Annotated in this window: 17 protein-coding genes and 1 pseudogene; 11 read left to right on the forward strand and 7 right to left on the reverse strand. The window is 62.3% G+C overall.

The features are described 5' to 3' along the window. Positions 1-414: 414 nt before the first annotated feature. Complete coding sequence (locus Q0T48_RS02760; RefSeq protein WP_295952078.1) at positions 415-1,299, reverse strand: LysR substrate-binding domain-containing protein; 885 nt, start codon at positions 1,297-1,299, stop codon at positions 415-417. Positions 1,300-1,472: 173 nt separating this feature from the next. Between Q0T48_RS02760 and Q0T48_RS02765 the strand changes: the two genes are divergently transcribed. The 6 genes from Q0T48_RS02765 to Q0T48_RS02790 all read left to right on the forward strand — a co-directional run bounded on the left by Q0T48_RS02765 (position 1,473) and on the right by Q0T48_RS02790 (position 8,454). Next, positions 1,473-2,570, forward strand: a complete 1,098-nt coding sequence (locus Q0T48_RS02765; RefSeq protein ID WP_295952080.1) for an ABC transporter substrate-binding protein — start codon at positions 1,473-1,475, stop codon at positions 2,568-2,570. 104 nt (positions 2,571-2,674) lie between these two features. Further along, positions 2,675-3,538, forward strand: a complete 864-nt coding sequence (locus tag Q0T48_RS02770; RefSeq protein ID WP_295952082.1) for an ABC transporter permease — start codon at positions 2,675-2,677, stop codon at positions 3,536-3,538. Then, positions 3,535-4,389, forward strand: a complete 855-nt coding sequence (locus tag Q0T48_RS02775; RefSeq protein WP_295952085.1) for an ABC transporter permease — start codon at positions 3,535-3,537, stop codon at positions 4,387-4,389. The genes Q0T48_RS02770 and Q0T48_RS02775 overlap by 4 nt, the downstream gene beginning before the upstream one ends. A gap of 30 nt (positions 4,390-4,419) precedes the next feature. Then, positions 4,420-5,532 (forward strand): ABC transporter ATP-binding protein, encoded by a 1,113-nt coding sequence (locus tag Q0T48_RS02780; RefSeq protein WP_295952088.1) that lies wholly within the window; start codon positions 4,420-4,422, stop codon positions 5,530-5,532. A 13-nt stretch (positions 5,533-5,545) separates the two neighbouring features. Continuing rightward, entirely contained in the window at positions 5,546-7,201 is a 1,656-nt protein-coding gene (locus Q0T48_RS02785; RefSeq protein ID WP_295952090.1) for a 5-guanidino-2-oxopentanoate decarboxylase, read from the forward strand. Positions 7,202-7,218: 17 nt separating this feature from the next. Next, positions 7,219-8,454, forward strand: a complete 1,236-nt coding sequence (locus tag Q0T48_RS02790; protein WP_366887922.1) for an aldehyde dehydrogenase family protein — start codon at positions 7,219-7,221, stop codon at positions 8,452-8,454. Between the two features lie 334 nt (positions 8,455-8,788). Here Q0T48_RS02790 and Q0T48_RS02795 read toward each other — a convergent pair whose 3' ends face one another. Continuing rightward, positions 8,789-9,559, reverse strand: a complete 771-nt coding sequence (locus Q0T48_RS02795; RefSeq protein ID WP_295952092.1) for an IclR family transcriptional regulator C-terminal domain-containing protein — start codon at positions 9,557-9,559, stop codon at positions 8,789-8,791. A 330-nt stretch (positions 9,560-9,889) separates the two neighbouring features. On the opposite strand from Q0T48_RS02795, the pseudogene Q0T48_RS02800 reads away from it, so the two are divergent. The 3 genes and pseudogenes from Q0T48_RS02800 (at position 9,890) to polA (ending at position 14,604) form a co-directional block, all read left to right on the forward strand. Continuing rightward, a pseudogene (locus tag Q0T48_RS02800) lies at positions 9,890-11,281 on the forward strand (MFS transporter). Between the two features lie 128 nt (positions 11,282-11,409). Beyond that, positions 11,410-11,742: a FlxA-like family protein gene (locus Q0T48_RS02805; RefSeq protein ID WP_295952095.1), complete on the forward strand. Its 333-nt coding sequence runs from the start codon at positions 11,410-11,412 to the stop codon at positions 11,740-11,742. A gap of 66 nt (positions 11,743-11,808) precedes the next feature. Then, a complete protein-coding gene (polA, locus tag Q0T48_RS02810; protein ID WP_295952098.1) occupies positions 11,809-14,604 on the forward strand; it encodes a DNA polymerase I in 2,796 nt (931 codons plus the stop codon). A 72-nt stretch (positions 14,605-14,676) separates the two neighbouring features. Here the strand turns inward: polA and Q0T48_RS02815 are convergent, their stop codons facing one another. Further along, the gene (locus tag Q0T48_RS02815) at positions 14,677-16,197 is read right to left on the reverse strand and encodes a GGDEF domain-containing protein (RefSeq protein WP_295952101.1); all 1,521 of its coding nucleotides are present in this window, start codon (positions 16,195-16,197) and stop codon (positions 14,677-14,679) included. A gap of 338 nt (positions 16,198-16,535) precedes the next feature. Here Q0T48_RS02815 and Q0T48_RS02820 point away from each other — a divergent pair, with 338 nt between their 5' ends. Then, on the forward strand, positions 16,536-17,951 hold the full coding sequence (locus Q0T48_RS02820; RefSeq protein WP_295952104.1) for a sensor domain-containing diguanylate cyclase: 1,416 nt from the start codon (positions 16,536-16,538) through the stop codon (positions 17,949-17,951). Positions 17,952-18,022: 71 nt separating this feature from the next. Here Q0T48_RS02820 and Q0T48_RS02825 read toward each other — a convergent pair whose 3' ends face one another. From Q0T48_RS02825 to Q0T48_RS02840, 4 genes are all read right to left on the reverse strand, one after another. Continuing rightward, positions 18,023-18,886, reverse strand: coding sequence for a M23 family metallopeptidase (locus tag Q0T48_RS02825; protein ID WP_295952106.1), 864 nt, complete (start codon positions 18,884-18,886; stop codon positions 18,023-18,025). A 34-nt stretch (positions 18,887-18,920) separates the two neighbouring features. Continuing rightward, positions 18,921-19,391 (reverse strand): TerB family tellurite resistance protein, encoded by a 471-nt coding sequence (locus tag Q0T48_RS02830; protein ID WP_295952109.1) that lies wholly within the window; start codon positions 19,389-19,391, stop codon positions 18,921-18,923. Between the two features lie 147 nt (positions 19,392-19,538). Then, entirely contained in the window at positions 19,539-20,078 is a 540-nt protein-coding gene (locus Q0T48_RS02835) for a DUF924 family protein (protein WP_295952111.1), read from the reverse strand. Between the two features lie 54 nt (positions 20,079-20,132). Beyond that, entirely contained in the window at positions 20,133-20,876 is a 744-nt protein-coding gene (locus tag Q0T48_RS02840; RefSeq protein ID WP_295952114.1) for an SDR family oxidoreductase, read from the reverse strand. Between the two features lie 61 nt (positions 20,877-20,937). Here Q0T48_RS02840 and Q0T48_RS02845 point away from each other — a divergent pair, with 61 nt between their 5' ends. After that, positions 20,938-21,963, forward strand: a complete 1,026-nt coding sequence (locus tag Q0T48_RS02845) for a helix-turn-helix domain-containing protein (protein WP_295952117.1) — start codon at positions 20,938-20,940, stop codon at positions 21,961-21,963. Positions 21,964-22,098: the final 135 nt, after the last annotated feature.

The following is a 22,098-nucleotide window of genomic DNA, read 5'->3' on the forward strand; positions in this document are numbered from 1 at the left end:
TGGAGAGGGCGGCCAAATTATGAACCAGACCGCCAAACGGGTAGCTGGACGAGCTTAATGGCGGGTTGTGAAGACAGTGTGAAGTGAAATTGCTATTTTTTTGATAGCTGCTTGTGCTGATTGAATAAGCACAGGGTGCCTAAAAAGCTCGGATTGCAACATTCGATGCGATTACAGCTTACGCCACACGATCCGGCACCGCTTGGTGCTCATCCTCAACCAGGTGGACGCCTAAAACTGGAGTCCGTGAATTTGCTATGAAATACGTAGCTACTTGTGTAAGTGGAATAATCGTTATAGGCCAAAAATTTTTGTAATTTTTGAGGCTTGAGTTTACCTTGCAACGAATCGCCAGAATCAGCCATGGCGTGTTCTCAAGGGTGCCGATACGACCCAGAATCAGGGTGTAGAGAACTAGCGTGCCGCAAAAATGTTACCGGGCGATCGCAGCACAAAGTCGGCCAGACAGTGCGCCGATTCCGATGTGGCGTTGTGCACATACAGGCCGATGTCCAGCGCAATAGGGTTGGGAAAATGCGGCAGGTAGTGGATGCTGCGGCAACCCGGCGGGATGGTTGCCGTGATCATGGGCCCCACGCCCAGACCGACCTGCACCGCCGTTGCCATGGCCACCAGCGTGGTGGCTTCACACACCAGGGACCAGTTCACCTGGCGCTCGTTCAAAGCCTGGACTGCGCGGGTGCGCCAGTGGCAACCCTCTTCAAACAGAATCACCGGCAAGGTTTCTACGCGGGCATCGTCAAAATCACTGTGGACGGTCCAGGTCAGTTGTTCCGGCCACGTCACCAGCGGTTCACGCCCCACCGTCCCTGATTTGTGCTGCATGACATCCACATCGCAGATGGCCAGGTCCAGCTTTCTTTGCGAGAAAAGCGCTTCAAGGTGGCTGTTGTCCTCCACGATCAAATCCAGTTGCACCAGCGGATGCTGGGTTCTGAACAGACGCAGGATGTCTATCAGGCGTGTGGCGGCGAAATCCTCCACCACGCCCAGCTTCACCCGCCCCTTTAAGGACTGCTGGCCGATGCGCTTGCCCACTTCTTCGTTCAGCGCCAGGATGTCATTGGCGTAGCGCACCAGGAAGGTGCCCTGGTCGTTGAGTACCAGTCCTTTGGCGGAGCGCACGAACAGGGGCGAACCCACGACCTCCTCCAGGCGCCGGATCTGCATGCTCACCGCCGCCTGGGTGCGGCACAGGCTGGCCGCGGCACCGTTGATGGTGCCGATACGCGCTACCGACAGAAAAGCGCGCAGCAAATGGGGATCCAAGTCGAGCATTCAGAAACCCTTATACCGCCACAAAAATTATCCAGCTACCGCCAAGCAAATTGTGTTCCTAAACTCGGCCAAACATCAACAGAGACGGATCCGGTCCTATCGAAATCCGACCTACTGGCGATGTTGGGCCGCGCAACTTCCACTTCCATCTGAACTTTGAGAGAGATAGCTATATGACACAAAACATCGACCGCCGCCGCCTCATGCAAACCGGTGCCGGTTTGGGTTTGGCGGCTGCAACCATGGGTTTTCCGGCCATCCAGGCGCGAGCCCAGTCGCGCCAGTTTGCTGGCAAGACGCTGCGTATCCTCACCTGGTCGGACGATACCGGGTTGGCCGTGCTGCGCAATATTGCGCAAACCTTTGAAGCCAAAACCGGTTGCAAGGTGATTGCCGACCGCACCGGCGGCACGGGGGACATGGTGGCCAAAATCAAGGCGGGTGGTGCCCGTCCGCAGTATGACGTGATGCACATGGCCGGCGTGGGTGCCGTCACGCTGGGCGCTGCCGGACTCTTGGAAAAGCCGGATCTGAACCAGCTGCCCAACCTCAAAGATGTGGAAGCCCGTTTTGCAACCGGAGCCGATGGTTTTGCCATTGGTTACCTGCTGTGGACGGGGGGAGCGATCTACAACACCAAGACCTTCAAGAGCCCGCCCACCAGCTACGAAGAGATGTGGGACCCGAAGTACGCCAAACGCGTGTTCCTGCCACCGGCCACCTGGACCGATGCGCTGGACACCATCGTGGCGGCGGCCCGCATCAAAGGCGGTAGCGCCACCAATGCGGAGGGCGGTTTCCAGAAGCTGGCCGCACTGCGCGATAGCGTGTTGACCTTTGGCGAAAACCCGGCCCAGATTGCGGAACTCTTCCGCTCGAACTCGCTGGACATGGGTGCCGTGTACCCGCCCGCCTTCTTTGCCAAGGAGCTGCGAGACCCGACATCCAACATGGGGGCCACCTACAACCTCAAGGAAGGCTTTTTTGCCGACCTGATGTACACCGTGATTCCCAAGGCACACCCCGGCGAATCGGAAGTGGCCAATGCCTATATCAACCATTCACTGGACCCCGTGGTGCAAGGCAAGTTGGCGGAAGAGGTACTCAACGGGCCCCTGAACCGGAAAGCGGTGCTGTCTGCCGAGGCGAGCAAGAGCCCCTTCATCATTCGGCCGGAACAGCTGGGCAGCAATGCGGTGATTCACGACAAAGCGGTGATCGCCAAGGTCCGCGATGGCTGGATCAAGCGCTACTCCCAGACCTTGAGCTGATCCAGCGCCGCCCTAACCCGGCAGGCGACAGACCACCCGCTGGGAGTCTGTCGCCATGCGGGTTCCAGTCATCCCCTAAAAACCGTCAACCCCTGCGGTAGCCCATGTCCACATCCCAACTATCGAGCAGGCGTGCCGCCCTGCTATCGCTGCCAGCGTTGGCGCTCCTGCTGCCATTTCTGTTGGCGGTGGTCTTCATTTTGCGGTTTTCTCTTTCGGAGGAAGCGCAGGCCATCAGTGGTTACACGCTGGCCCATTACCAGGCGCTGTTGGACCCCTTCCTTCTGCGCTCGCTGGTGTTGACGTTGAAACTGGCATTCTTGAGCACCATGATTTGTGTGGTCCTCGCGGTGCCGATTGCCATGCTGATGGCGGCGATACAGACACCGCTGTGGCGGCGCGTAGTGACCAGCATGGTGCTGCTGCCCATGATTCTGAATCTGCTGATCCAGTCCTATGGCTGGATCATGGCTCTAGGCCCCAAGGGTGTCGTGAACAACCTGCTGCTGCAAATGGGACTGACTACGTCGCCGGTGCAACTCCTGTTCAACGAGCTGGGGATCCTGATCGGCCTGGTTCAAACGGCTTTGCCGCTGGCGGTGTTTCCGATTCTGGGTGCAATGCGCAGCATCTCGCGTGAGTACCTGGAAGCGGCTGACAGCCTGGGCGCACCCGCGTGGCGCAGCTTCTTCAGCATCACCCTGCCGCTGCTCAAACCAGGACTGATTGGCGCGGCATCCATTGTCTTTGCGTTCAACGCCAGCGCCTTTGCCGTGCCGCTGCTGATGGGCGGGCGCAGGGTGCAGATGCTGGGCGTGGCTATCCGCGACATGGTGTCGCCGCTGTACGACTGGTCGGGTGCCGCCGCCGCCGGTGTCACCTTGATTTTCATCACCATTGTGATCATGGGTGTCGCCACGTGGCTGACCACCGGCAACACAAAGAGCAACAAGGGGGCCCACGCATGAGCGCGCTATTTTCCCCGAGCAACGCCAAAGGAAGCTTCGCCCCGGTGATGGGAACCCTGGCAGCCCTGGGTCTGCTCATCGCCTGCCTGCCGGTGGTGCTGATTGTGGTGATGTCCTTCTCCGGCGACCACAGTCTGAGCTTTCCACCAAAGTCTTTTTCACTGCAGTGGTATGGCTCCGCCGGGAGCGTACTGTGGGGGGACCGCAGCGAAGGCATCATGTCGGCCATGAGCGGCCTGCTCACCAGTTTCGGGGTGGGGCTGTTCACCATGCTGGCGAGCGTGCTGGTGTGCATTCCCCTGGCCTATGCGTTGGTGCGCGGCGGCGGAAAAGCGCAGCGCTGGGTGGAGCTGCTGTTCACCATGCCGCTGGTGTTTCCGATGGTAGTGCTGGGCGTTTCTTATCTGCTGATCGTGGAGACGCTGGCCACCACCACAGGCATCGAGCTGGGCTACTTTCGCCTCATCATTCCCCACATCACCCTGGCCCTGCCGCTGGTTCTGCGCAATTGCATCAGCGCCATGGGTGGCATCCATCCTGAGCTGGAAGAGGCCGCGATGTCCCTGGGGGCCTCGCCTCTGCGCGCAGCCTGCAACGTGGTGGTGCCATTGATGAAACCGGGCATTTTGGCGGGCTTCATCTTTGCCTTCATTATTTCTTTCAATGAGTTCACGGTGACCTTCTTCATGTACACGATAGACGTGCGCACGCTGCCTATCTGGATGTATAGCCGCACGGTGTCGTCGCTGGACCCGACAACACTGGCCCTCTCCACGCTCATCATCTTGCTGGATGTGGCCCTGATCGCATGGGTCGACAAGATCGTTGGCGGCAAGACCAGTCTGTTTTGAATTTTGTTTTCCATTTCTGCAGGATCCACCATGACCTCCACCCCACCATCAACGTCTACGCACTCCCATCTGGAGGTGCAAGGTCTCGGCAAGCGCTTTGGAGTCGTCGATGCGCTCAGCGATGTGGACCTGAAAATCCAGCGCGGTGAATTTGTCTGCCTGCTAGGCCCCTCGGGCTGCGGCAAGACCACCTTGCTGCGCATCATCGCGGGCTTTGAATCGGCCGATCGCGGCCGGCTGCTGCTGGATGGCAGCCCTATCGGGCACCTGCCTCCGCACCAGCGAGACTTTGGCATGGTGTTCCAATCATTGGCTCTGTTTCCCCATATGACCGTGGCAGAAAAAATTTCCTACGGCATGCGGATACGCGGCATGGATGCCAAGCATTGCCGCGACCGGGTCGAGGAGCTTTTGCATGTGGTGTCCCTGCCCACCATTGCCGATCGACGGGTTTCCGAACTTTCCGGCGGCCAGCGTCAACGCGTGGCCATAGCCCGCGCACTGGCGATTCCACCCAAGCTCTTTCTTCTGGATGAACCTCTGTCGGCCCTGGACGCGCAGTTGCGTGACAGCATGCAGATTGAGTTGCGCCAGCTGCAACAGAAGTTTGGTGTCACCACCGTGCTGGTCACCCACGACCAGACCGAGGCGATGATGCTGGCAGATCGCCTGGTGGTCATGCGGCAAGGCCGGGTGCTGCAAAACGATGTGCCTACCGAGGTCTACCGCAAGCCGAAAAATGCCTTTGTGGCCGAATTTATCGGCGCGGCCAATATGCTGCTGGGCACCGTCGGCGCTGCCAAGGATATCGTTGTGATGAACGGTACTGTGCCTATGCATGCCAGCGGGACCGTCGGGCAAAAGGTGACCCTGGCCTTGCGCCCCGAAGACCTGAGTTTCCAGGCCAGAGGCAGCGCCCGGTCTGCGGACATGGCGCAGCATGCGGCATTTCCGGGTGAAATTGAATTTGTGCGAAATCTGGGCCCGGTCTCCGAGATCATCGTGCGCTGTGGTGAAGCCCGCTTGCGCTGCATAGGCAGCGACAACGCGTTCCGCCAGGCCAGCGTTGGTCAGCCGATTGACCTGCTGGTCGATAGCCAGCGGATCTGTGTGTTTGCTGAATCCACAACCTCTCCAACCTAAAAGAACCACCTCGATGATGTCCACTGAAACTTTTGCAACCCCTGCAACCTGTGGCGAGGTGCTGGTGCGCCTTTTGGAAAACTATGGCGTGCAACAGGTGTTTGGCATTCCAGGCGTACATACCGTAGAGCTGTACCGCGGCCTGGCCCGCTCCAGCATCCGGCACATCACGCCACGCCATGAACAGGGTGCAGGCTTCATGGCCGATGGCTATGCGCGGGTGACTGGCAAGCCGGGCGTTTGCTTCATCATCACCGGACCGGGCATGACCAATATTGCCACCGCCATGGCACAGGCTTATGCGGATTCGGTTCCCATGCTGGTGATATCGAGCGTCAATGCGCGCAACCAGATGGGCCTGGGCAATGGGTATTTGCATGAGCTGCCCTCGCAGCGGAATTTGACGGCGGGATTTACCGCGTTTTCCCATACGCTGATGTCGCCGGACGAGTTACCACAAGTGCTGGCACGTGCCTTTGCCGTGTTTGAGGCGGCGCGCCCGCGCCCGGTGCACATTGAGATTCCCCTGGATGTGATTACGGCCCGCGCCGACCATCTGCTGCTGCAACGTTCTGCTGTCCTGGCGCGGCCCGAGGCCAGCCACCATGGCATCGCACAGGCTGCCCATGCGCTGGCCCACGCCCAACGTCCGTTCATATTGGCGGGCGGTGGCGCGGTGTCTGCGGGCGTAGCACTGCAGGCTTTGGCAGAGTATCTGCAGGCACCTGTGGCGTTGACTATCAATGCCAAGGGTATCGTCGCGCCAACGCATCCCTTGCTGCTGGGTTCCACCCAATCCACGACGTACACGCGTGCCCTGGTGGCGCAGGCCGATGTGGTGCTGGCGGTAGGAACCGAGCTGGGCGAAACCGATTACGACACCGTCTTCGACAACGGTTTCAAGATACCCGGCATGCTCATCCGCATTGACATTGATGCACTGCAGCTGACGCGTAACTTTGCCCCTTCCATTGCCTTGGTGTCCGATGCCAGCCTGGCCCTGGAAGCACTGCATACGCAGGTTGCAGCGCTGGGTACGCCGCCAAAAAAATCTGACTGGGGTGAGTCGGCGGTCGCTCAGGTGCGCAAGAGTGTGAATGCCCAGTCGGACGCGGCCACAAGCGCGCAGGCACTGCTGATCGCCACCCTGGCAGAGACGCTACCTGACGCGATCATGGTCGGCGATTCGACCCAACCTGTCTACGTTGGAAACATCAGTTTTGATGCCGCGAGGCCGCGCTCTTGGTTTAATTCATCGACCGGTTATGGCACTCTGGGCTATGCGCTGCCTGCTGCCATGGGTGCCAAGCTGGGGGCAGTGGAGCGCGCGGTTATCTGCCTGATCGGCGATGGTGGGGTGCAGTTCACGCTACCCGAGCTGGCAAGCGCCGTCGAGGCTGGCATTGGCATTGTCGTCCTGCTCTGGAACAACGCTGGCTATGCAGAGATCAAGCGCTACATGACCCAGCGCAACATCACACCGGTTGGGGTGGACATCTATACGCCCGACTTCCTGGCACTGGCTCGGGGGTTTGGTTGCGTTGCGCAACGGGTGGGGAACCGCGCGGAATTAGTGGTTCAGCTTGCCGAAGCCGCACACAGGCGCGTGCCGACAGTGCTGGAAGTACTGGAAGACCAGTGGATTGCAAGCTGTGGGGCGCAGCCATGACGCACAACGCAGCACACATGCATACCCGTATGTACGTCAACGGCGCTTGGTGTCCGTCCGCCCGAGGCCAGTGCCTGGCAGTGATCAATCCACACACCGAAGAGCTAATTTGTGAGGTGAGCGCAGGCGATGCCGGTGATGTCGATACGGCGGTGGCCGCCGCGGCTGCAGCCTTCGCCGCTTGGAGCCACAGCAGCGGAGCGCAGCGCGCAGGCTATCTGCGTGCCATCGCCCTGGGTGTGGAGCAGCAAAAAGACGCGTTGGCCCATTTGCAGTCGCTGAACGGTGGCAAGCCCCTGGCGGAGTCGGCCATGGACGTGGCCGACGTGATTGCCACGTTCAACTATTACGCCGAGCTGGCCGAACAGCTGGACGCCACCGCAGAGCAGACGGTTGTCCTGCCGAGTGCAGATTTCCAGGCCAGCTACAGCCGTGAGCCCTGCGGCGTGGTGGCTTTGATCGTGCCTTGGAATTTCCCCATGGTGACCACGGCGTGGAAGCTGGCACCGGCGCTGGCAGCGGGTTGCACCGTGGTGCTCAAGCCGTCTGAAGTGACCCCCCTGCCGGAACTGGCGCTGGCCGCCATCATCGATGCGGCAGGTTTGCCGCCAGGTGTTTTTAATGTAGTGCCAGGCACTGGCACTGCGGTCGGGGAGCCGCTCTGCACCCACCCGCTGGTGTCCAAGCTGTCATTCACCGGCAGCAACGCCGTCGGCAGCTTGGTGATGCAGGCGGCGGCTGGCAGTGTCAAAGGTGTCAGCCTGGAACTGGGGGGCAAGTCCCCGATATTGGTATGTGCCGATGCCGACATGGATTTGGCACTTAGCTTGGTGCTGGGCGATCCGTTCGACAGTCGCACGCAGATGGGCCCTCTGGTCAGTCAGCTGCAGTACGAGCGTGTGATGCGCTCCATTGCATATGGCCTGGACGAGGGCCTGGAGTTGGTCACGGGGGGCCATCGCGTGCCCGGCATGGCATGCGGCTATTTTGTAGCCCCCACCATTTTCCATAACGTGCCCGTGCAGAGCGTTTTGTGGCGCGAGGAAATCTTTGGACCGGTGCTTTGCGTGCGCAGTTTTAGCGGCGATGCCGAGGCATTGGCTCTGGCCAATGACAGCGCTTTTGGACTGGTCGCCACCGTGGTCACCGCGGACCCGGTGCGCGCAAAGTGGCTTGCGCGGGAATTGCAGGTGGGTCTGGTCTGGATCAATGCGCCGCAAGTCATCCTTCCGCAGACCGCCTGGGGGGCATGAAGAAGAGCAGCATAGGTCGGGAGTTGGGCCCCTGGGGGCTGGCTGCATTTCAGGAAATAAAACACACCGTCAGCGCGTGAACGGGGCCTCAGCTGCCCAAACGGACAGCTGTTCAGGGGGGAAGTCGTTCATGCTGCTTGTGCCGAGGTCTTTGCCTGCGGGCCCATGGCTCGGCCGTCGGGCCATGTGGGCGTCAAACGTCGGCCCGCACGCTGCCAAGCGCGTCCGTCAGACTACACAGCAATCAATCTAAAATTTATAAGACTTTTGGCAATTTAGCCCAATCTTTGTATACGTATGTAGCTATTAATTAAATAGCAATTGCCGTTGCAAATTACAGCACCGGCCGCAGTGCCTCTGCCACTTCCCGCAGGATGGGCAGCAGCTTGGCCACCATTTGCCCGCCCGGGTACATCTGCCGCTGCACGGTGACGCTCAGGGCGTAGTGGCAGCGGCCTTTGCGGTCTTTCAGGGCCACGGCCAGGCCGCTGAGGCCGAAGTCGAGGTACTGGTCGGCGTGCCAGTAGTCCACCGCGCGGGCGGCTACCACGCTGTCGCGGAAAGCGGCCGGGTCGATCAGGGTGGAGCCGGTGAAGCCCGCGAAATCGTGCGCGGCAATCCAGGCATCCAGGGCCGCGTCGTCCAGGGTGGACAGCAAAATGAAGCCCTGCGCCACCACGTGGGCGGGCACGCGCGCACCGGGGGGGAAGCCGATGGAGATGATGCGCGAGGTATTGCTGCGCGCCAGGTAGACGATCTCGTGGCCGTCCAGCGAACCAACGTTGAAGGTCTCGCCGCACTGGATGGACGCACGCTGGATGTAAGGCTGCACCAGCCGCGGAATGCGGGCACCGTCCAGAAAAGCTTGGCCCAGGCGCAGCACCCGGGGCAGCAGCCAGTAGTGCTTGCCGTCGGTGGCCGCATAGCCAAAATGCACCAGGCTGAGCAGGTAGCGGCGGGCGGCGGTGCGCGTCAGCCCGGTGTGTGCGCCCGCTTCGGCGGCCGTCATGCGGGGGCGGTCGTCCGAAAACGCCTCTATCACCCGCAGGCCCTTGCCCAGGCCTTCAATCAGCAGTTTGCGGTCGATGGGGGCGGGCTCGGTCATGCAGGTAGACTTTGTAGAAGAGGTGTCGGTAAGCGAAATCGCACCCTGGGGGCTGTGGTGCGGATGCCGATGGCTGGGTTCGGTCGGCCCTAGGACTTACCCGTGGTTTGGTCGTCTAGTGTACGGTCGCGGTCGATCATTGATCGCTTATGGGGGAAACAGTATGGTGGTTACCCCCGCTCATCGCTACATTTTCCTTGCGGCCCTCCAAAGCCGTGAGGCCGCAACACCGATATCACGCGAGATCAGGTGGTTCGGTATGTTCAGTACCCCGGTTTTGTCTTGCATCTACTTTTGCAGACAAACGTTCACACAATAGAGGAGACATGCATGGCGAATACCCAGGATGGCGCAGCGCATAACAAGGAACAGTCGAAGAAGGCAACCGCCAGCGGCTGGATCGGCTCGGCGTTGGAGTACTACGACTTTTTCATCTACGCCACGGCAGTGGCGTTGATTTTTCCGCAAATTTTCTTCCCTAAGGGCGACCCCAAGACGGCCATCATCGCGTCGCTGGCCACCTACGGCGTCGGTTACGTGGCGCGGCCCATCGGCGCGTTTTTTCTGGGCCACTGGGGCGACACCCAGGGCCGCAAGAAGGTGCTGATTCTCTGCATGTTCCTGATGGGTTTTTCGACCGTCGCCGTGGGCCTGCTGCCCACCTATGACCAGGTCGGCCTGTGGGCACCAGCGCTGTTGGTGATCTTGCGCTTGATCCAGGGTTTTGCGGTGGCCGGGGAAATCTCCGGGGCCAGCTCGATGATTCTGGAGCACGCACCCTTTGGGCGGCGCGGCTTCTTCGCCAGCTTCACCTTGTAAGGTGTGCAGGCCGGGCAGATTCTGGCGGCCGCCGTATTCCTGCCGTTGGCGCACTTCATGCCAGCTGAGCAGTTCAACACCTGGGGCTGGCGCATTCCGTTCCTGCTGAGCTTTCTGGTCATCGTGGCCGGCTACATCATCCGCCGCGAAGTGGACGAAACCCCGGCTTTCACCGAAGAAACCATCGACGGCCACGTGCCCAAGGCCCCGTTTGTGCAGGCCGTCACCGAAAGCTGGCGCGACATGCTGCGGGTGATGTGCTGCTCGCTGATGAATGTGATTCCGGTGGTCACCACCATCTTCGGCGCGGCCTACGCGGTGCAGCCCGGCTACGGCATTGGTTTCGAGAAAGACATCTACCTGTGGATTCCCGTGCTGGGCAACATCGTGGCGGTGATCGTGATTCCGTTTGTGGGCAATCTGTCGGACAAGATTGGCCGCAAGCCGCCCATCATCGTTGGCGCACTGGCTTCGGGCATGCTGGCCTACGTTTACTTGTACGCCATCAGCATCCACAGCGTGCCGCTGGCGATTTGCATGTCGATCCTGATGTGGGGCATCGTCTACCAGGGCTACAACGCCATTTTCCCCAGCTTCTACCCCGAAATGTTCCCCACCCGTACCCGGGTGTCGGGTATGGCCATTTCGCAGAACCTGGGCACCCTGGTCACCGCCTTGTTGCCTGCGCTGTTTGCCTACGTGGCACCTCCCGGTGCGATGGACATCCCCTTCACCGTCGGCTCGATCACCTTGGCCGTGACGGTCATTGCCGCCATCGCCGCCTTCACCGCCCGCGAAACCTACCGTGTCCACATGGTCGATTTGGGCAACCCGGATGCCGTGCCGGTGCCCAAAAAAGCCTACGACGCAGCACGTGACAAGCTGATGGCCGCATCGTGCTAAGCCGGTAAGCTAAACGGTGGGGCTGGACGGACTTTGCCCAAAGTCTGCCCAGCCCCATTTGCTATTTTTGCAAAGCTTATTTGGTAGCGCTGTGTAAAGACATCCCGGTATCTGTCAATAAAGAAGGAATGCAAATTTCATCTTCTACATCGACCAGCGTGCAAGGCTCCCAGGGGAGCAAGCAGATTGCGGCGCTGCTCAAGCAGGTACGCCAGCTCACCGAGCAGTTGAAAAACGTGGCCTCGCAGGACATGGAGCCCAAAGCCAAAGAGGAGCGGGTCAAACTGCTGCAGGCCCAAATCCAGATGGTGGAGGCGCAGATTGCCGCCATCCAGCGCCAACAGCAGCAGGAACAGCTCAGCCAGCAGCAAGAAACGCAAGTCGCCAAGGATGCCCTGGCGGCCAAGAACGCGCCCCGCCGCACACCCGGACTGGGCGAGAACGTCGATACCTACGCCTAAGCCCTGCCTGGCAGAGGGGCGGGCGTCTTCGCCGACAGGGCACGGCCCGCAGGCAAAATGCCCCCCATGACAACCAAGAAAACCCTGCTGCTGGTCGATGGCTCCAGCTACCTGTACCGCGCCTTTTTTGCCGGTGGCGAAACCATGAGCACCACCTTGCCCGATGGCACGGTGCAAAAAACCGGCGCCATTCGCATCATCATCAACATGATGAACAGCCTGCGCAAAGAGGTGCGGGCCGACTACGCCGTGTGCGTGTTCGATGCCAAAGGCCCCACCTTCCGCGACGCGTGGTATCCCGCCTACAAAGCCACCCGCAGCCCCATGCCGGATGATTTGCGCACCCAGATCGAGCCGGTGCACGAAGTCATCCGCCTGATGGGCTGGCCGGTGGTGGCCGTGCCGGGCGTGGAGGCTGACGACGTGATCGGCACGCTGGCTCGGGTGGCGGGCGACCAGGGTATCGAGGTGGTGGTGTCCAGCGGCGACAAGGACCTGAGCCAGCTGGTCAACCAACACGTGACCATCATCGACACCATGAACGGCAAGCGCCGTGACGTGGCCGGGGTCACCGAAGAATTCGGCGTGCCCCCCAGCCTGATGGTGGACTACCAGACCCTGGTGGGCGACACCGTGGACAACGTGCCTGGCGTGCCCAAGGTCGGCCCCAAAACCGCCGCCAAGTGGCTGATGGAGTACGGCTCGTTGGACGCGCTGATGGCCCGCGCCACCGAGATCAAGGGCGTGGCGGGCGAGAATCTGCGCAACGCCGTGGACTGGCTGCCGCAGGGCCGCCGCCTGGTCACCATCAAGACCGACTGTGAACTGGCGGGCTACATCGAAGGCCTGCCTGCTCTGGATTCGATAGCTTTCACCGCCCAGGATACGGGCGCGCTGAAGGTTTTTTACGAAAAATTTGGCTTCAAGGGCCTGGCCCGGAATCTGGACGGGGCGGCTGCCGTAGAGCCCGCACCCACGGCAGAGAAGCCCCCCAAGGCCAAGCCGTCCGAGCCCGGCCTGTTTGACGAACCCGCCGCTGCCGAAGTTGCCCCCGCGCGCACCCCTGGCTTTGAAACCATCCTGACCGGGGAAGCTTTTGACCTGTGGTTGGCCAAGCTGCAAGCCGCCGAACTGGTGGCGCTAGACACCGAAACTAATTCGCTGGACGAAATGCTGGCCGAGATCGTCGGCATCAGCGTCTGCGTCACCCCCGGCGAGGCCGCCTACATCCCGGTGGCGCACAACTACCCCGACGCGCCCGCCCAGTTGCCGCGTGACGAGGTGCTGGCCAGGCTCAAGCCCTGGCTGGAAAACCCGGCCAAATTGAAACTTGGCCAGCACATCAAATACGACCGCCACGTGTTCGCCAACCATGGCATCGAAGTGCAGGGCTATGCCCACGACACCATGCTGCAAAGCTATGTGCTGGAAGTGCACAAGCCCCATGGCCTGGGCAGCCTGGCCGAGCGCCATCTGGGCCGCAGCGGCATCAGCTTCGAAGACCTGTGTGGCAAGGGTGTGCACCAGCTCACTATCAACCAGGTGGACGTAGAAAAAACCTCGGAGTACGCCTGCGAAGACGCAGACATGACCCTGGAGGTGCACCGCGTGCTCTGGCCGCAGCTGCAAGCAGTCAAAGAGCTGGCGTTCATCTACCAGCTAGAAATCGACAGCAGCGAGGCCCTGTACCGCATCGAGCGCAACGGCGTGCTGATCGACGCGGCCACGCTGGCCAGACAAAGCCACGCCCTGGGCCAGCGCATCGTGCAGCTGGAAAACGAGGCCTACGAGATTGCGGGCCAGCCCTTTAACCTCAGCAGCCCCAAGCAGCTGGGCGAAATTTTCTTCGACAAGCTGGGCATGCCGGTGGTCAAGAAAACCGCCACTGGCGCGCGCAGCACCGACGAAGAAGTGCTGGAAAAGCTGGCCGAGGACTACCCCCTGCCCGCCAAGTTGCTGGAGCACCGGGGCCTGGCCAAGCTCAAAGGCACCTACACCGACAAGCTGGCTCTGCTGATCCTGCCGCGCAGTGGCCGCGTGCACACTCACTACGCCCAGGCCGTGGCCGTCACCGGCCGCCTTAGCAGCAACGACCCGAATCTGCAGAACATCCCCATCCGCACCCCCGAAGGCCGCCGCGTGCGCGAAGCCTTTGTGGCCGCACCCGGCAACCTGATCGCCAGCGCCGACTACTCGCAGATCGAGCTGCGCATCATGGCCCACATCAGCGGCGATGTGGCGCTGTTGCGCGCCTTTACCGACGGCCTGGACGTGCACCGCGCCACCGCCGCCGAGGTGTTTGGTGTCACGGTGGAGCAGGTCACCAGCGAGCAACGCCGCTACGCCAAGGTCATCAACTTCGGCCTGATCTACGGCATGAGCGCCTACGGCCTGGCCAAGAACCTGAACATCGACAACACCGCCGCCAAAAACTACATCGCCCGCTACTTCGACCGCTATCCCGGTGTCAAAACCTACATGGAAAGCACCCGGGAACTGGCCAAACAGCAGGGCTATGTGGAAACCGTGTTTGGCCGCCGCCTGCAACTGGCCAACATCCAGACCGCCAAGGGCGCGCTGCTGGCCGGCCTGGAGCGCGCCGCCATCAACGCCCCCATGCAGGGCACGGCCGCCGACCTGATCAAGCTCAGCATGGTGGCCGTGCAAAAAGCGCTGGATTCCGAGCAACGCGGCACCAAGATGATCATGCAGGTGCACGATGAACTGGTGTTTGAAGTGCCCGAGGGCGAGGTGGAATGGCTGCGCACCGAGATCCCGCGCCTGATGGCCGGTGTGGCCGATCTCAAAGTGCCGCTATTGGCCGAAGTAGGCGTAGGCCCCAACTGGGACAAGGCGCACTGATTGCTACTTATTTAATAGCTACTAGTGTATGTTTTATATGAGCTAGAGGCCTAAAAGACATGTAATTTTGAGCTAGAACTGGCTGACGTCAAACTGCTGTCGGCCGGCGTTCTTGGCCCGGTACAGCGCGTTGTCGGCCGCATCCACCAGGGTGTCGGCCTTGCGTTCGGCATCGGGCACGGTGTGGGCCACGCCGATGCTCAGGGTCACGTACTTGGCCGTGGGCGAGCCCGCGTGCGGTATGCGCTCTTGCGCCAGCGCGTCCATGCAATGCTGGGCGACCAGGCGGGCGTGGTTCTGGTCGGTGCCGGGCAGCAGCAGCACAAATTCCTCACCGCCGTAGCGGGCCACCAGCTCGCCTGCGCGGCGCACGCAGGTGGCCAGCAACTGGGCCACGCGGCGCAGGCAGGCATCGCCTGCCAAGTGGCCGTAGTGGTCGTTGTAGAGCTTGAAGTGGTCGATGTCGATCATCAGCAGGGCCAGCGGCTCTTGCTGGCGGGCTCCGCGCAGCCATTCGGTGGCCAGCACCGCGTCAAAATGCCGCCGGTTGCCGATGGCGGTCAACCCGTCGGTGGCCGACAGCAAGGCCAGGCGCTGGTTGGCCTGCTCCAGCGCCTGGCGCTGCAGCACCATTTCGGTAATGTCCAGCCGCACCGCCACGATGTAGCCTGACGGCGTGCGCGACTCGTAGGCATGCATCCACACGCCGATGGGGTAAGAGCGCACTTCGGGCATGGCGCGCTTGCCGCGTTCGGCCAGGTGGGTCGCCAGCCACTCGTCTTCGCGGCCCATGGCTTCGTGCGGAAAGCCCTGGCGCAGGCCGATGCGTACCAGCGCCTCGTGGGTCAGGCCCCGGCCTTCTTCCAGCGTGAACCAGGGGCGCATCTCGCCCATCTTGCGGTTGAAATACACCAGCCGGTCTTGTGCGTCGTACAGCTCGATGCCGATGGGCATGGCCTCCAGCGCCTCGGACAGCTGGGATTGGGCGCTGTAGGCCTCTTGCCGGGCCTGTTCCAGCGCGCGTTCCTTGCGCACCTTGTCGGTAATGTCGGCCCGCAGTATGGCGGTGCTGCCGTCCGACAGGCGTAGCTGGCTGATGCGCAACCAGCGGTCGTTGGGTAGTTCCTGGATCTGCGGTTCGACGGGGTGGCGAAAGGCCGCTAGGCGCTGCTGTATCCAGGCTTCCTGGCCCTCGGATTCGGGCATTTCCCCCTGTGCAATGGTGCTGCGCAAAATCTCTTCAAACAGCACGCCAGGCTGCATGAATTGCGCTGCCTTGGGGTAGAGCACCCGGGTCCGGGCGCTCACCAGCACCAGGCGCTCCTGTGCGTCAAACAGTGAGAACGTGATGTTGTCGGGCAGGATGTCCAGGGCTTCTTCCAGCCGACTGTGCGGGAAGGGTGCAGCGGCTACGGGTGCGGCACCGCGTACCGCCGCCACCCATGCCACCCCGCCTGCAAGAAGTGCCGCCTGCAATACCGCCACTGGCCAGCCCAGCGGCAGCCAGACCAGCGCGGCCTGCGCCGCAACCAGAGCCGCTGCGGCGAGCAGGGTCGGCCATGCGCTAGCGCGCAAGAGGGGGGGACGGGGCATGGCGTAGGCGCATCGTATGTAAACGCAGGTAACAAAGCATAGCAGCCGCCACGGCCCCGTTCAAAAAATGGGACCACGCCACCCCCAATCGTTCTTGGCAAGCCACAGCCGCTGCCATGCACATCCTCACTATTTTTTAAGAAAAAAGAGCTTATAGCGTATGCAGAATATACAGTAAGTGCTATGAAATTAGTAGTATTTTCAGATGTGTAGGCGATGGATACCCAGGGTGAATTCGATAATTGCATACAGCACATTGGTACAATTTTTATGACACAGCGGTTGATGGAATACCTCTAGACCGTGCGCGATGCACTTCAAGCCTACCGAAACATTCCATGCCCAAAGCTCCCCACCGCTCTTCGGCTACGGCACCGCAACGCAAGTGGGCGCTGTTGCTGGCGCTGTTGATCGTGCTGGCGGCCGTGGTGACCGTGCCCTACGCGGCTATAGCCCTGCCTGTGGTGGCCCCCTTTTTACCGATCTTTGCAGCCACCGTCACCTTGACCGAGGCCTTGACCGCCTACCTGCTGATGGTGCAGTTTGTGGCGGTGCGGCGCTTTTATCTGGTACCGCTTGCCGGGGCATATGCCTATGTGGCGATGCTGGTGCCGATCCAGTTGCTGGTGTTTCCAGGCGTGTTTGCGCCCATGGGGCTGCTGGGTGGCAATACCCAGTCGGCGGTGTGGATGTGGGTGTTCTGGCACGGTGGGTTTCCGTTTTTTATTGGCCTGTCTTTGCTGCTGCGGCAGTCGCGCGTGCATGGCGCGCTGGGCCAGCGGGTGTCGGTCGGGCAGGCCGGACTGCTGTTTTCGCTGGCGCCGCTGCTGGCCTGCGCCATGGCCTGGCTGGCGCTGCAGGGCGACTTGCCTCCGCTAATCAACGGCAACAGCTTCAAGACGCTCAGCGACAGCGTTGCGGGCTGGTCGGTGTGGGGGCTCAATGTGGCCGCGGTGGCGCTGGTACTGCTCCTGCCTAAGAAGCGTTGGGAGCTGGTGAACCTGTTTTTGTTTGTGGCGGTGCTGGCTTCGCTGGCCGATGTGTCGCTGACCTTGCTGTCCTCGGCCCGCTACAGCCTGGGCTGGTATGTGTCGCGGCTGTTGAGCGTCGTCTCGTCGGTCAGCCTGCTGGCCGCCCTGATCTACCAGATCACCCAGTTCTACCAGGAGCTGGCCACCACCCATGCGTCCTTGCTGCGCAGCTCGGCGCGCGACAAGCTCACCGGTGTGTACAACCGCAACAGCTTTGACAACGCCGCCCAGGCGGAATGGCAGCGCGCCCAGCGCAGTGGCGAACCGCTGTCGCTGGTGCTGGTGGATATTGACCACTTCAAACGCTACAACGACCATTTTGGCCATGTGCAGGGCGACTTCTGCCTGCACGCCGTGGCCCAGGCCCTGGCCCGCAGCGTGCACCGGCCAACCGATATGGTGGCCCGCTATGGCGGCGAAGAATTCGTCATCTTGCTGCCCGGCACCCGCACCGAGCAGGCCCTGCGCATCGCCGAGCAGGCCCGCCGTGCCGTGGCCGATCTGCGCATACCGGCCCACGCGCCGGGCCTGAGCGTGTCCTTCAGCGCTGGCTGCGCCAGTTGGGATGCCAACGCGGGCTTCCCGGACTTCGAGGACATGCTGGTGGCCGCCGACCAGGCCTTGTACAAAGCCAAAGCCCAGGGCCGCAACCAGGTCTGGGCGCAAGAAGACCAGGTGCTGCGCCCCGCCAGCGCCTATGAAGAGCCCCAGGTTGCCTATTGAAAATGGGCATAAAAAGTGCCTCTTGTGCTCTTCCCATCAGCACAAGAAGCTACTTATTTAGTAGCAAACGCCTAGGCGGCCACAAACAGCGCCGGGTCCACCATCGCCCGGTTCAGGCAGATCGACCAGTGCAGGTGCGGCCCGGTCACCCGGCCGGTGGCGCCCACGGCACCCAGGCGCTGGCCGGTCTGCAGTACATCGCCAGGCTGCACGGCGATGGCGCTCAGGTGGCAAAACATGCCCAGCAGACCGCCGCCGTGGTCCAGCCAGACGGTGTTGCCGTTGAAGAAATAGTCGCCGGTGTCGATCACCCGGCCTGGCAGCGGCGCCGCCACCGGTGTGCCCGTGGCGGCGGCGATGTCCATGCCGCTGTGCGGGTTGCGTGCCTGCCCGTTGAAGACCCGGCGCAGCCCAAACGAGCTGGAGCGCCGCCCCGGCACCGGTACCTGCATGCGCAGACCCGTCGGCAGGGGTTCGCTGAACGTGGCCATCACGGTTTCCAGATGGGCATGTTCGCGGTTGTAGCGGGCCTCGTCCCCGGGTGACAGGTCCACCGTGCCGGGCGCTACTTTCAGCCGCTGTTCGCGGTACTGCTTGGGCCCCACGGTGTAGGCCACTGGGCGCGTGCCGTCTGCGGTTTGCACGCGGATAAAGGCTGGGCCCAGCGCGGCCGCCAGCGGAATGCCGACGATGGCCGTCCACTCGATTGCATCGCCCAGCACCAACAGCGGCACCTCGCCCGTTGCACTGACGCTATGGGCCACAGGCCGCACCGCTGCCGGCCCCAGCGACAACCGCGCCACACCGCCTGGCACCTGCAGGTCGTGCGGCCAGACGGTGCGGGCGATAGGCGTGGTGGGGGTGGCGGCGTGCAGGCGGGTGGCCAGCAGGCCCAGGGAGGCGAGCAGGGTGGTGCGGCGGGTCAGGATTGGCATGGGCAAAGTGGGTCTAAACAAGCCCCCAGTATCGCTACAACAGCAGCCCGGCCGCCTCTTTGGCGCGCATCTTGGCACCGATGTATTCGCCGTGGGTGACGTACAGCAGCCCGGCCACCTGGTTAATGACGCTGTTTTCCACTGCGCCCAGAGTGCCGTCGGCGTAGGCCACTTGCCACATGTCTTCCACGATCTGGATCTTTTGGGCCTGGGTGCAGTGTTCGTTGATGCTGCTGGTGAAGCGTTGGTAGTCGTAGGCCTTGGCCGCCGATTGTTCGGCCTGCTGCATCAGCTGCGTCAGGGCCGCACCGTCCAGTTGCAGGCGCTGCTGCAGGGTGAGCACCACGGCCTGGCGTTCCACGGCGGTCTTGGCCGGGTCGGCCCGCATCACCTCGACCAGCAGCACGGCCGTGGCCAGGTTCTGGGCATGCTGGCGCTCGGCGGGGGAGGGCTCGGTGGCCTGGGCGACCAAGTCGTCAAAAATGTCTTTCAGGGCACGCAGCATGGACAGGATCTAGGAGGTACGGGATGGGACGGACCCCACACCCCCCGCATTGGTTCCCTGTATCTGCGTAAATTTTTATGAAGAATAGGCCGCTAGTGCTTATTTTGTCTGCGCTTTACGCTATTTAATTTGTAGCAAATATCGGTTTTAAAACGACGACCCGGGCTGGCCCAAAAATACCTGTTCCTCGGCGCTGGCGCTGCGCCCCAATACGGCGTTGCGGTGCGGGTAGCGGCCAAAGCGTTCCACGATGGCCTGGTGGTGCAGGGCGAAGCGCAGGTTGTCTGCGATCCCCAACTGGGTGAACAAGGCCATAGACTGGGTGTGGATGGCCTTGGATTCACTGTGCATGTACGGCATGAAGGCAAAGGGCCGCTGCGCCAGGGGCAGGCTGCGGTCGAGCCCGCTGGCCACCAGCTCTTGCGCCAGTGCCAGGGCCAGCGGGTCCTGGGCAAAAGCCTGCGGTGTGTCGCGGAAGATGTTGCGCGAAAACTGGTCGAGCACCAGAATTTCGGCCAACCGCCCCTCGGGTGTGGTGCGCCAGGCAAACAGCTCGCAGCGGGCGGCGGCCTCCAGCGTGGCGGCGAAGCGCTGGCGGATGCGTTCGTCCAGCGCAGCGTCTTTGGCGAAATGCTGCTGGGGCGTGAGTTCGGTGAACCAGAAGGCGAGGATGTCTTGGGCGTGCATGGGACGATTGTCGCGGAGGGCCGCTTGGGCCATCGCCCGGTGCGCGCCACCTGCCTACTTTTGCGCCATCCACTCCTGGATGCCGATGGCCCCGATGCGTGCGCCGTCGCTGGCGGTGAGCGACTGGTCGTTTACCGCCACACCGAAGTACAGGGCCTGGGCATCGGCCACCACGGTGCGCGGGTCGCCAATGGCGGCCAGATAGCGCTGCACCAGGGCGGCCATGCCTGCGCGCTCGGGCCCGGCAATTTCGACCATGCCGTAAAGTGGTGCGGCCAGCGCGCAGTCGGCCACCGCTGCGGCCACATCGGCCGAAGCCACGGGCTGCAAATGCGCGGACGGCAGGCGCACGGTGCTGCCTTCGGTGCCCGACTGCGCGATGGCACCCAGAAATTCCATGAACTGCGTGGCCCGCACGAGGGTGTAGGGGATCTTCGCGGATTTGATCAGCGCCTCTTGTGCCAGCTTGGCGCGGAAGTAGCCGCTGCCCTGCAGCCGCTCGGTGCCCACCACCGACAGCGCCACATGGTGCTGCACGCCTGCTAGCGCCTCGGCGGCCAGCAGGTTGCGGCCCGAGGTGGTGAAGAAGTCCATCACCGGCTGGTCTTCGAACGACGGGGAATTGGCCGCATCCACCACCACCTGCGCGCCCACCAGCGCCTGGGCCAGGCCCTCGCCGGTGAGGGTGTTCACGCCCGAGCCGGGCGAGGCGGCGACGGCCTCGTGGCCGCGCTGGCGCAGCAGCTGGACGACTTGGCTTCCAATCAATCCGGTGCCACCGATGACGACGATTTTCATTGCGGTTCTTTCTGTTAGATGCTGAATGGCTGGATCGTTGGTGTGGAACAATCTGTCGTAAATGACGAATAGCCCAGAATTACTGCCAAAAACTTTTCCCCAGCGCCCACCGCTGCGCCGCGTGCTGTTTGTGGCCTTTGACGAGGTGGGCCTGCTGGACCTGACCGGCGCGCAAACCGTGTTCTGGGCCGCCACCAAGGCCATGGAGGCGCGTGGCCTGCCGGGTTACGAGCGCTGCACCGCCAGCCTGCACGGTGGGCTGGTGCGCAGCGCGGAAGGGCTAGAGCTGCAGACCACTGCCATGGCCGACCTGGGGTTGGAACCGGTGGACACCCTTGTGGTCCCCGGCTCGCCGCACATCGCCTCGGTGCTTGACCAGTCGGCCCCGCTGGTGGATTGGCTGCGGCAGGCATCCGCTGCGGCACGGCGCACGGTGTCGGTGTGCAGCGGGGCGTTTTTGCTGGCCGCCGCCGGGCTGCTGGACGGCAAGCGCACCGCTACCCACTGGGCCATGTGCGACATGCTGCAGCAGCGCTATCTGGCGCTGCAGATCGACCGCGATGCCATCTTTGTGCAAGAGGGTGCGGTGTGGACATCGGCCGGGGTGACGGCGGGCATCGACCTGGCGCTGGCGCTGGTCAAGGCCGATTGCGGCCACGCCGTGGCCATGGAGGTGGCGCGCGAACTGGTGGTGTTTTTGAAGCGGCCCGGCGGGCAGTCGCAGTTCAGCGTGCTGCTGGAGTCGCAAACCCAGGGCGCAGATAGTTTTGATGCCCTGCACCTGTGGCTGGGCGATAACCTGGCCCGCGCCGACCTGACGGTGGAGTCCCTGGCCGAGCAGGCCCGCATGAGCCCGCGCAACTTCGCCCGTGTCTACAAACAAAAAACCGGGCGTACGCCTGCCAAGGCGGTGGAGGTGCTGCGCCTGGAGGCCGCCCGCCGCCTGCTCGAAGAGTCAGCGCACAACGTGGACCAGATTGCCAGCCGTTGCGGCTTTGGCGATGAAGAGCGCATGCGCGTCAGCTTTCAGCGCCACCTGGGTGTGGCCCCGCGGGATTACCGCCGGCGGTTTGCGGGGGACACTTAAGGCAATGCTGAACAAGGCCATTCAAAATGGCTCTTCCGGGGTACTGATAACAAGAATGCGCCGAATCCGGCCAAAACGAGTCGTTTTCTAACCCCTTGGGGCTAGGTTCGCGGGCCTTTGGGCCCACTTTGCGCC

Source organism: Rhodoferax sp. (assembly GCF_025354435.1).
GTDB lineage: Bacteria > Pseudomonadota > Gammaproteobacteria > Burkholderiales > Burkholderiaceae_C > Rhodoferax_B.